At 29.8% G+C, this 11,215-nt stretch carries 8 protein-coding genes and 1 pseudogene; 4 read left to right on the forward strand and 5 right to left on the reverse strand.

The window, feature by feature from the left end:
- Both ACR0QS_RS06875 and ACR0QS_RS06880 read left to right on the forward strand, forming a co-directional pair.
- Positions 1–844: pseudogene (locus tag ACR0QS_RS06875) on the forward strand (hypothetical protein); the annotation flags it as partial.
- A gap of 145 nt (positions 845–989) precedes the next feature.
- Positions 990–3,287, forward strand: coding sequence for a DUF3536 domain-containing protein (locus ACR0QS_RS06880; RefSeq protein ID WP_432632702.1), 2,298 nt, complete (start codon positions 990–992; stop codon positions 3,285–3,287).
- Here ACR0QS_RS06880 and ACR0QS_RS06885 read toward each other — a convergent pair.
- The 3 genes from ACR0QS_RS06885 to ACR0QS_RS06895 form a co-directional block, all read right to left on the reverse strand.
- Positions 3,284–3,751: a hypothetical protein gene (locus tag ACR0QS_RS06885; protein WP_432632703.1), complete on the reverse strand. Its 468-nt coding sequence runs from the start codon at positions 3,749–3,751 to the stop codon at positions 3,284–3,286. The genes ACR0QS_RS06880 and ACR0QS_RS06885 overlap by 4 nt on opposite strands.
- Positions 3,748–4,179: a SoxR reducing system RseC family protein gene (locus ACR0QS_RS06890; RefSeq protein ID WP_432632704.1), complete on the reverse strand. Its 432-nt coding sequence runs from the start codon at positions 4,177–4,179 to the stop codon at positions 3,748–3,750. The genes ACR0QS_RS06885 and ACR0QS_RS06890 overlap by 4 nt, the downstream gene beginning before the upstream one ends.
- Positions 4,180–4,256: 77 nt before the next feature.
- Positions 4,257–4,847: an SAM-dependent methyltransferase gene (locus tag ACR0QS_RS06895; protein ID WP_432632705.1), complete on the reverse strand. Its 591-nt coding sequence runs from the start codon at positions 4,845–4,847 to the stop codon at positions 4,257–4,259.
- A 114-nt stretch (positions 4,848–4,961) separates the two neighbouring features.
- On the opposite strand from ACR0QS_RS06895, the gene ACR0QS_RS06900 reads away from it, so the two are divergent.
- Positions 4,962–6,017, forward strand: coding sequence for a glycosyltransferase family 9 protein (locus tag ACR0QS_RS06900; RefSeq protein ID WP_432632706.1), 1,056 nt, complete (start codon positions 4,962–4,964; stop codon positions 6,015–6,017).
- On the opposite strand, the gene ACR0QS_RS06905 is transcribed toward ACR0QS_RS06900, so the two are convergent.
- Positions 6,014–7,828, reverse strand: a complete 1,815-nt coding sequence (locus ACR0QS_RS06905; protein ID WP_432632707.1) for a methyl-accepting chemotaxis protein — start codon at positions 7,826–7,828, stop codon at positions 6,014–6,016. The two genes, ACR0QS_RS06900 and ACR0QS_RS06905, sit on opposite strands and share 4 nt — an antisense overlap.
- Positions 7,829–8,240: 412 nt before the next feature.
- Between ACR0QS_RS06905 and ACR0QS_RS06910 the strand changes: the two genes are divergently transcribed.
- Positions 8,241–10,046 (forward strand): ABC-F family ATP-binding cassette domain-containing protein, encoded by a 1,806-nt coding sequence (locus ACR0QS_RS06910; RefSeq protein WP_432632708.1) that lies wholly within the window; start codon positions 8,241–8,243, stop codon positions 10,044–10,046.
- Here the strand turns inward: ACR0QS_RS06910 and dxr are convergent.
- The gene (gene dxr, locus ACR0QS_RS06915) at positions 10,038–11,186 is read right to left on the reverse strand and encodes a 1-deoxy-D-xylulose-5-phosphate reductoisomerase (protein WP_432632709.1); all 1,149 of its coding nucleotides are present in this window, start codon (positions 11,184–11,186) and stop codon (positions 10,038–10,040) included. The genes ACR0QS_RS06910 and dxr overlap by 9 nt on opposite strands.
- Between the last annotated feature and the right edge of the window lie 29 nt (positions 11,187–11,215).

Raw genomic sequence — 11,215 nt, forward strand, 5'->3', positions numbered from 1 at the left:
AAATATAAAAAATAATATAAGTATAACGGAAAAACAAAATAAAGATTATCTAGTTCTTCAAACTTCTTTTATTAGGTATACAGATTTTCTTACAATGTTTAGATTATATGGTAAAGAGAAAGAGCGAGAAGGAACAGGAATATCTTTAGTTTTTAATAATTCCTTTTTTGATATAGATAATTTAGTAGTAACAAATCCATCACGATTACTTGTTTCTACAGAAGACGATTATAAAAATGATATAAAAAGTTCTAGTTATTATAGTAAATTATCGCTTATAAATTCTATTCCAATAATTAATCAAAAGAAAGATAAACTTCCACTTTATTTTGTCCTATATTATGATGATGAAGAAAATGAACTTATTTATAATCCTACAGATAGCACATATCAAAATGAGATTATAAATCTTAATAATCTATTCGATGAAGATATTGAATATGACAAAAATAATTCAAATATTACAGATAATATAAAATTTGTATTAAAAAATATATTTATTATAATTAGGAATTTGAAAAATGAAGAATTAGAATTAGCTTATAAACTTTTGATAAATATCAGATACTTAATTAAGCATCCCGCATTTTTTGAAGAACAAGAACTCAGAATTATTCAATTAACTAAAAATAACGGTAGTGACGTTTCATTTGATAAAGATATAAATAGACTTTATTCAAATTATGAAATCCCGATTTTTGAAGGAAATTATTTGAAAAAAGTAATAATAGGTCCTAAAGTAGAAGAAGCATCCTCGCTAAAAGAAGTTTATCAGCATTTAATAATGAAAAATAAAAGTAATAAAAATATAGATATAGAAATATCCGAATTACCTTTGAATTAAAAATATTTTATTTATATACTGACTTATTAACTTGAAAATAAATTTTGCTTTAAAAAATTTAAGTTTATAAAAAATTTGAAATTATATAATTAAATTTAATAAAATAACCCTTGCAATTTAAATAACTTTATAATATAATCAAATTATGAGATACTTAATATTACATGGACATTTTTATCAACCGCCGAGAGAAAACCCATTTTTGGGAGAGATTCCTAAAGAAGCGAGCGCGTCTCCTTCGCATGACTGGAACGAAAGAATAACTAAAGAATGCTATAGCCCGAACGCATATTCGAGAATACTCGATTTGGGCGGAAAAATAGCGGATATGTCGAATAATTATCAATATATAAGTTTTAATTTTGGTCCCACGCTTATTGACTATATTGCAAAAACGAGAAGCGATTTGCTTGAAAGAATTGTGGAAGCCGACAGAAAAAGTATTGAAAGATTAGGCTACGGAAACGCTATCGCTCAAGTTTATAATCATATTATTTTGCCTTTGGCTAAAAAAGAAGATATGAGAGTCGAAATAAAATGGGGATTGTATAATTTTGAAAAATATTTTAAAAGAAAATCCAACGGAATGTGGCTTTCGGAAACCGCTATTAATTTGGATGTCGTTGACGCTTTAGTCGATTGCGGAGTCAAGTTTACCATATTATCTCCATATCAAGCGTATTATGTAAAAAATTCTTCTTTAATCGATGTTTCGGGCGGAAGAATCGACACTTCAAAACCTTACTGGCTATATGGACATGACGGTAAAAAAATAGCCGTGTTTTTCTATGACCCTTATATTTCAAACGATATTGCATTTCAGCATTTATTAAGGTCCGCGGATAAATTAGCCGAAAGAATAAGAAACGCTTACGGAAATAAAAATTTGGTAAATATAGCTACAGACGGAGAAAGCTACGGACATCATGAAGCTTTTGCCGATATGTGCCTTTCGAGATATTTTAAAGAGAATGTTCATTATGACGGAATCACTCCAACTAATTACGAGCATTATTTGAATATGTTTCCTCCAACCGAAGAGGTTATATTGCATGAAGGAGAAGGCGGACGCGGAACTTCATGGAGTTGTTCGCATGGAGTGGAGAGATGGAGAAGCGCCTGCGGATGCGGAGGATGGGACGGATGCGATTTATCTTGGAGAACTCCGTTAAGAGAGGCTTTCGATATATTAAGAAATATGCAGGATAAACTATTCAGCACTTTTTTAGATTTCACGAGCGATACGAGAAATTCTTTAAGAGAAGAATATGTTCGAGCGATATATAACGATTCGGACGCTAAAGATTTGTATGAAATATGCAGTAAATTTATATCTTTCAAAGAATTCGTATTTTTAATGGAATCTTATAAATATTCGCTTTTTGCCTACACTTCCTGCGGATGGTTTTTTGAAGATGTTTCAAGATTAGAACCCGTTAAAAATATGCAGTATGCCGAGCAGTCTTTCCATTACGCGAGAATGTTGGTTAAAGATAAAAACGCAAAATTTGTAGAAGAAGCTCATCAAGAATTTTTGGAAACTTTGGAAAAATCGATAAGCAATAAACCCGAACATCACACGGCGAGATATTTTTACGAGAAAGAAGAAAAAGAAGACGCTTTTTATAAATTGTATATTATCAATCATTTTATTTTTAATTTAATCGCTTCCGAGTATAAAGAAGATAATATAAATATTTTCAAGCATACGATAAAGGCGACTAAAAAAGAAAAAAATTATACCGAAGGAATATTGATAGATAATATCGATTCGGACATATATTTTAAGGCAAAAACTATCGAAGAAAATTACGAATTAAAAAATCAAATTCAGATTTCTCAAAATTATGACGAACTTGATAATTCACCCGTTCATACTTTATCGTTAAAAGATTTGACATCCGATGTGAGAGATAAATTTGCAAACGATATATTTAAAAAAGATATAAAAAAATTAGATAAATTGATGCATGAAATTTATCCCGAATACAGAAAATTATTTGATTATTTTAATTCAAACGGCATAACTCCCGATTATGATTACAGGCGGCTTATGGGCGCTATGGTGTCCCCAATTTTAAGAGAAAAAATTATTGAAAAAGGAAAAGACGCCTACGAAGAAGTTTCAAACGGATTAGAAAACGCGAGAAACGCGGGAATGTTCATTTCAAATAGCGGAATATCAAGTTTGGTTGGTAATAAAATTGAAAAAGCGTTAAACGAATTATATGAAACGGGAAACACAAAAATAATATTCGATTTATTAAGCGATATAAAATTTTTGTCAAATAACGATATGCCGATTGACAGAAATACTTACGAAAATATTTTTTATAAAATATTAACGAAATATAAAAGCGGAAATATTCAATTCGGCGAAGAAGAGAAAAAATTATTTATCGAATTAGGCTATTGGCTCAATTTCAGTATGCATGATATTTAATTAGCGCTTATATTATTTTTATTTTTTAATAAAAGGCTTCCGTTTATAAGACTTATAATAACTTCAAAAGAATCGTTCGAGTTACAATTAACATTTACTTTTAATATTTTTCCGTTTTCCGAAGAATTTTTTGCAAGCTCGACTTTTCCCATTTCTTTTCCAAAATTATCGTTGGTTATTATATAATATCCTTCGTTTTTCCATAAATAGTTCGCGTATTTTACCGCGTTGGAAATTGAATTTGGAACTTTATTAAAAGTTAGAATTTTTATTTTTCCGTCATCAAGAATTTCAATCTTTGGAATAATTTCAAGTCCGTTTACTTTATTAACCGAAGATATTGCATCGTTTTCTATATTGTAAAAAGATTCAAATTCTTTTTTTGTTTTTATGGATACGAAAAAATATGTCGTTAGCGAAGCGATTATAATAGTAAATATCGTAATTATTATTCTGTTTTTCATTTATTAAAATCGTTTATAGTTTCGTTTATAGATTTATTTTGGCAAATTATATTCGCTATTATTTTATTATTCTTTTTTAATTTTAGAATTCCAAAAATTATATAAATAAAAAATAAAACAAAAGAAAAAATCGGTCCCAAATTTTCAGTCGACATTAATTTGGAAAAATAATCTCCAATAACATATCCGACTATTAGGCAGATTAATGGAACTATATAAACAAAAAAATTTATTCCTCTTTTCAATTCTTCAACTTCTATAATAACATTGTCGCCTTTGCTTGCGTTTATATTATTTAAAGCTCTCAATACTATAGGTTTGCCCGAAGAACAAATCGAACAACCATCGCAGCTCGTTCCTCTTTGTAACTGAACTTTAGCTATATTATTATCGTAGGTTTCGACAACCAATGCAAATTCTCTTTTCATAATTTATCCTTTGTTTAAAATTTAAAATTAAAAACTAAAAATATTATATATAAAAAATTATTTTGTTTCAATAAACTTTAATCAATTTTAAAAATATTTTTAAAATGTTTGGAAAATAAAAATATTTCTCTGCTTTCTTCCCGCGAACTTTTCGGTTTAAATATTTCCACTGATTCAAAATTTTCTTTTAATTCTTTTTTGAAGTCTGGCAAATCTTTTCCGTCAAAAACTTTTATAAAAAAATTTCCTTCGCTTTTAAGAACTTCTTTAGCGAGATTGAATATTGATTTTGCCAAAGCCATCGAGCGAAAATGATTCGTTTCTTTATCGGATGTAGTATTTGGCATCGCATCGCTTACAACGACATCGAATTTTATATTATCAAAAGTAGTTAAATTCATTTCTTTAATATCGCCGAGTATAAAAGTAAATTTCGGATGAGAAAAAGAATTCGGAAGTATATCGACTCCGACAACCGAACCGCTTTTTAATATTTTATTAAGCATATACTGACTGAAAGAACATGGCGAGCATCCAATATCCAAAACTCTGTCGGACGATTTTATAAACTTAAATTTATTCTGCGCTTCTTCCAGTTTGAATACGCTTCGCGCTTTATAATTCTCTTCTTTTGCTTTTTTGTAGTAGAAATCTTTTATTTTTTTCATTTTAGAGATTATATTATATTTTCTATTTTTTTAAATAAATTTTATTCAAATAAAAATTAACCGATTAAAAACTTGAAAATAATCTACTATGAATATATAATTGATTTTAAATTTATGAAAATTTTACTAATAAAACAAACTTCACTGGGCGATGTTCTTCATATGACGCCCGTTATAAGAGCTTTGAAAAAATGGAAGCCCGAAGCCTCTATTGATATTGTAACCGATAAAAGAGCTTTGGGAATACTTGAAAATAATCCTTATATAAATAAATTATATGTCCTCGATATTTATAAATACGAAAAAGAAATTTTTAAATCTCCGTCAAAATTTATTTCGACTGTAAAAGAATTTTTTTCTCATATAAAAGAAGTGAGAAAAAAAAAATACGATATTGCAATCGATTTGCAGGGACTCGAAAGAAGCGTAATTTTTCTTTATTTATGCAAGGCTAAAAAAAAATACGCCAAAGGAAAATGGGCGTTCGTCAAAAGCAATTATTATGTCGATATTAACGCTATAGTGGGTTTGATTTCGTTTTTAAAATTTTTTGACTGCCCCGATGACGGAACGGATTTGGATTATTTTTTGCCCGAAACTATAGATGAAGATTTTAAAAATAAAATTGATAAAATAAAAGAAATAAAAAATTTTGAAATAGAAAAAAATTATATAGTGTTGTCACCGTTTTCAAGATGGGAAACTAAAGATTTGTCGATTAATAAAACGAGAGAGATAATATCGGAAATAAAAAAATTAAAAGACATTCAAATAATAGTTTCGGCGACTGCGGATTATAATAAAGAATGCGGGGAAATCGTAAAAGGTTTCGATAATGTTTTGAACGCTTCGGGGATTTTCACTTTATCCGAACTTGCATATTTAATAAAAAATTCTTCGGGAATGATAACGGTTGATTCTTTTCCGATGCATACGGGATGCGCGTTCAAAAAAAATCTTATTGCAATATTTGGACCGACAAGCGAAATCAGAGTTGGACCGATAGCGGAAAATTCGGAAGTTTTCAGAGCGGACAATATAGAATGCGCAAAATGTTATAAAAGAAAAAACTGCCCGAGCAATCATATATGCATTGAAAATATAGATGCAAAATTGCTGGCTAAAAGATTTATAGACAAAATAGAAAATAATATTAACGATATAAATTAATTAAAATTAAAATAAGAAACTTCATTAACTATATTTTTCGATTTATCCAAAACATCTTTGCTTGCGGTGGCTCCGTCTTCCGCTATTTTTGAATTCTCCTGCGTTATATTATTTAATTCGTTTACCGCTAAATTGATTTGAGAGATGCTGTTTTCTTCGTTTATTACCGAATTTGAAATATTAATTAATAATTCCAATACATCGTTTACCGAATTTTCTATTTTGCTCAACATATAAGAAGAGGCTTTAACGGACGCTTTTCCGTTATCTATTTTTTGTATGATGTCGGTAGAAATATTCGCTATATCTTTTGCCGCGTTTCCGACATTAATAGCCAAATTTCTTACTTCCGAAGCAACTACGGCAAAACCTTTTCCCTGTTCGCCCGCTCGCGCCGCTTCAACAGACGCGTTCAAAGCGAGGATATTGGTTTGTAATGCAATCTGCTCGATGGTGTCCGTTAATTCGGATATTTTTTTGCTCGCTTCGGCTATTTCGTTCATATTATCGGTAGTTGAATTTATCGCGTCCACTCCGTTTTTTGTGTCGGCGGAGACATTTTCGCTCATGCTTTTGGCGTTGTTCGCGTTTTTAGCGGTATCTTGCAAAGAGGATAAAACGAATTCTACCGAACTTGCCAATTCTTCCAAAGCGCTCGCTTGAGAGTTGGCTCTGTCGGATAAATTTACGCTTCCTTGCGTTATAATATTAACAGAATCGTTTATTCCGTTAATTTCGTTTTTCATGTTATAAATTATATCGCCAAGTTTATTTTGCATATCGTTAAGCGCCCTTATTACATCGCCCATTTGGTCTTTTTTATTTAATTCTTTATCGTTAAAGGAAGTGTTGAAATTTCCTTTCGACATCGATTCTATTATTTTAATCGTATTTTCCAAAGTGTTTGAAATAGGTTTAGCTATAGTAATAACGAGAACCAATTCTATAGCTGAAAGTAGAATCGATGTGGCTATAAGAATGATACCCAATGTTATTAAAGATTTTTGCAAATCATTTGTTCCCATAGAAGCTACCAATATATATGGAAGACTTTGAACTTTAGCCGACATATATACTTTATCTTTTTCTACCCAGCCGTAAGTATTGTTATTTAAAATATCATCTTTATGGTTTGATATAATCGAATTATCAAAAATATTTTGTTTTAATATGTAGGATTCGTTCGCGTTGTGGAAATATAAACCGTTATGATTAATTATATTTATATCATAATCTTTATTATTAATTATATCTTCAATAATTTTTGAAAATAAAATATCTACTCCGACTACTCCTAATAAATTTCCATTATTGTAAATAGCCTTTGAAAAAGTTATCACGATTGGATTAGTAGGGTCTATAATATCAATATAAGGTTCGGATACTACAATCTCTTTTGATGCCATTGCGTCTTTATACCAGCCTCTCGAGGTTTGGTCATAATCGGAGGACAATTCGCCTACGGTATTGAGCATATTTCCGCCGTCTTTATAAGGAACTCTTCCGCCGTAATATATATTCATTAAATCTTTATCGTTATTTACAATATTTACGAATGTCGTTTTTAATCTATTCATGTCGGTTTCTTTTTCCAAATATGAACAAATTATATTCACTTTTCCATAGAGAGATAAAATTTTATTTTCTAACATTAATGTCATAGTATTTATATTGTATTCTTCATTTTTTATAAATCTGTTTTTGTATTGCGGAAAATATAATATATAAACTATAACGCAAATAATGAATACGGAAACTATATAAGGAATTAGAAATTTAAGAACCAAGCTATTTTTTCTATTTTTCTTCATTGATTTTCCCCTCTTTATTTATAATATAAATAATTAACGAAAGAATACTTTATCATAACCTACAAGTTCATGTTTTGCAGTAGGCGGTTTAGAGGTTTCTCCATTAGATTCGCATTTAATTGAAAATAATAATATAAACGTTAATAATGCGATTAATAATTTGAACGATAAACGATTAGTTAAAAGCGTAGTATTGCCTTCTCTTCTCTTCTCTTCTCTTCTCTTCCATGAGAATTTATCTCCCGTTAAATTAGTTTATTCCGAAATTTTTTCTTTCGGTTTTTTATTTATTTTATGAACAAATTATAACATATTTAAAAAATAAGTCAACAGTTTAATTGAATATTTTTCATTATTAATATAAAATCTTTTTAATCAAAAAATCAATTTAATAAAAAATAAAAAATAAAGTATGGCAAAAAGCGTTATAAATATAGTCAATGTGTCGAAAAGTTTCGTCAATAAAATTTTGCTCGATAAAGTTAATTTGCTTATAGAAGAAAAATCCAAAATCGGAATGATTGGGCGGAATGGAGCGGGAAAAACTACTTTAATCAAAATACTTATGGGCGAAGAGGAAGCGGACAATGGCGAGGTAATATTTTCGGACGAAGTAAAAATCGGTTATCTTTCGCAGGGAGCTAATTTTGACGAAACGGAAAAAGTCATTGATTATCTTATGAGAGCGACTAATAAAGAATCTTGGACTTGTTCAAAAATTGCGAGCAGATTTGGAATCGACCATATAAAAGTTAATTATAATATTGGCGATTTGTCGAGCGGTTATAGAATGAGAATCAAACTTGCAGAAATGATGCTCCATGAACCGAATTTTTTACTTCTTGACGAACCTTCTAATTTTTTGGATTTGAATACTTTAATTGATTTGGAAAATTTTTTACTCGATTATAAGGGCGGATTTTTAATTGTCTCGCATGACAGAGAATTTTTAAAAACCACTTGCGAAAAAACTATTGAAATAGAAAACGGAAAAATCGTTTACTTTCCCGCCGATATAGAAGATTATTTTGAATACAAAGAAGAAAAAGAATCCTCGATAAAAAAATATAATAAAAATATCGAGGAGAGAAAAGCGCATTTGGAGAGATTTATTGAAAGATTTAGATATAAAGCGACTAAAGCGAAATCCGTTCAATCCCGCATAAAGCAAATGGAAAAATTAAAAACTATAGAAATATCTCATCCTGCAAAAAATGTAAAAATAAAACTTCCCGCCGTCCAAGAGAAAAAAGGTTTTGCGATAATTTCGGATAATTTGAATATAGGATACGATAAAAAAATTGTAGCTGAAAGCAAAAGAATAGAAATATTTAGAGGAAGCAAAGTCGCCGTGCTTGGACAAAACGGAGAAGGAAAAACGACTTTTTTAAGAACGATATCGGGAAGAATAAACGCACTATCGGGAACTTATAATTACGCTCAGGGAATAAAAATCGCGTATTTTGGAGAAGACACTTACAAAAATATAACGGCTAACGACACGGTTTTATCGTATTTGAAAAAGCATGCAAAACAAGGTTTATTGCATCAGGAACTTTTAACATTGCTCGGAAGTTTTTTATTTTCTGGAGACGATATTAATAAAGACATTAAAGTTTTAAGCGGAGGCGAAATGGCAAGATTATCGCTTTTATCCGCAATCACTCAATGCGCCGATGTTTTAATTTTGGACGAACCTACGAATCATTTGGATTTTGAAACCGTTGAAGCTTTGGCAAATTCTCTTAAAGATTATATGGGAACGATTTTTTTCACTTCGCATGACAGAACATTTACAAGTTTACTCGCCGATACGATTATTGAAATTAAAGATAAAAAAATCTCTCTCTATTCGGGCGATTATCAAGCGTATGTTTATAAAACGAGACTCGAAGCCTTAAAAGAAGAGGAAGAAGAAATTAATTTTCAAAATAATAATAAAAATAATATAAGCGAAAATAAAAATAATAGTTATGAAGATAGAAAGAAAATTAGAAACAGACTTTCAAAATGCGAAAGCCTATTAAAAAAATCCGAAAGTCAAATTAACGATTATAAAGCCGAAGAAAAAGAAATATTAAAATTTTTTGAACTTTCGGCAAATTATGACGAAGAAAAAAGCAAAAGATTATCCGAAATTAAAAAACTCATAGAAAAAGCGGAAAACGAATGGCTAACTATTAACGAAGAGATTGACGAGATAAAAAAATTATTGTAAGGCTTTAATCTCTTTTAAAGTTTCTTCTCTAATTTTTCCGTCAGTCTTTATAATATTTTCGATTGTAAGCGGAATATTAATCTCTCTATCGCAAATTTTTTGAACAATATCGAATATATCCGTAAAGCCGATTTTTTTCTCTAAAAAAGAATAAACGCATATTTCGTTTGCCGCATTCAAAACGCAAGGATAGAGTCCGCCTTTTTTACCGCAGTCGTAAGCGAGTTTAAGCATAACGAATTTGTCAAAATCCATTTTATAAAAATTAATTTCCGAATGCTCATATAATTTTAATTTTTCAAAAGGCGTGTTTTTTATTTCGGGGTAGGTTAGGGCATGCTGAATCGGAAGCCTCATATCGTTTTTTCCAATTTGAGCGTAAATCTCTCCATCAACAAATTCAACCATCGAATGAATCAAACTTTGAGGATGAATTATAGTTTCGATTTTTTCGTAATCCAAATTAAATAAATGATGCGCTTCTATAACTTCAAAACCTTTATTCATCATAGTGGCGCTGTCTATCGTAATTTTTCCGCCCATATTCCAAGTTGGATGTTTCAAAGCCATTTCCACAGTGACATTTTTTAATTCTTCTTTTGTAGTTCTAAAAAAAGGTCCTCCCGAAGCCGTTATTATGACTTTTGAAATCGGAGCGTCTTTGAAATGTCTTAATATTTGAAATATTGCCGAATGTTCGCTGTCTATCGGAATCAAACTCGCGTTATATTTTTTGAGTAAATCGTTTATTATATCGCCCCCGACAACCAAAGTTTCTTTATTTGCAAGCGCTATTGTTTTTCCTTTTTTTATCGCTTCTACAGTCGGCAAAAATCCCGCGTATCCCGTCAAAGCGTTTACCAATATATCGAATTCCATATCTCTAACAAATTCCGATATATTTCCTTCATAAATAATATTTTTTTCTTTTGAATTATTTTTAAAATCATTCAATGCGGATTTTGAAGATATATGAATTTTTTTGGGATTAAATTCTTTTATTTGATTTTTTATAATATCAATTTTGGAGTTGGTGGAAAGTCCGACTATTTCAAAATCGTTATAGAATTCTCTTATAACCGAGCATGTATTATTTCCTATCGAACCAGTCGAACCGAGTATGAGAACTTTTTTTTTCACTTTTCAATCCGTTTTATTTTAATTTAAAC

The organism is Brachyspira sp., assembly GCF_050873525.1.
Classification (GTDB): Bacteria; Spirochaetota; Brachyspiria; order Brachyspirales; family Brachyspiraceae; genus Brachyspira.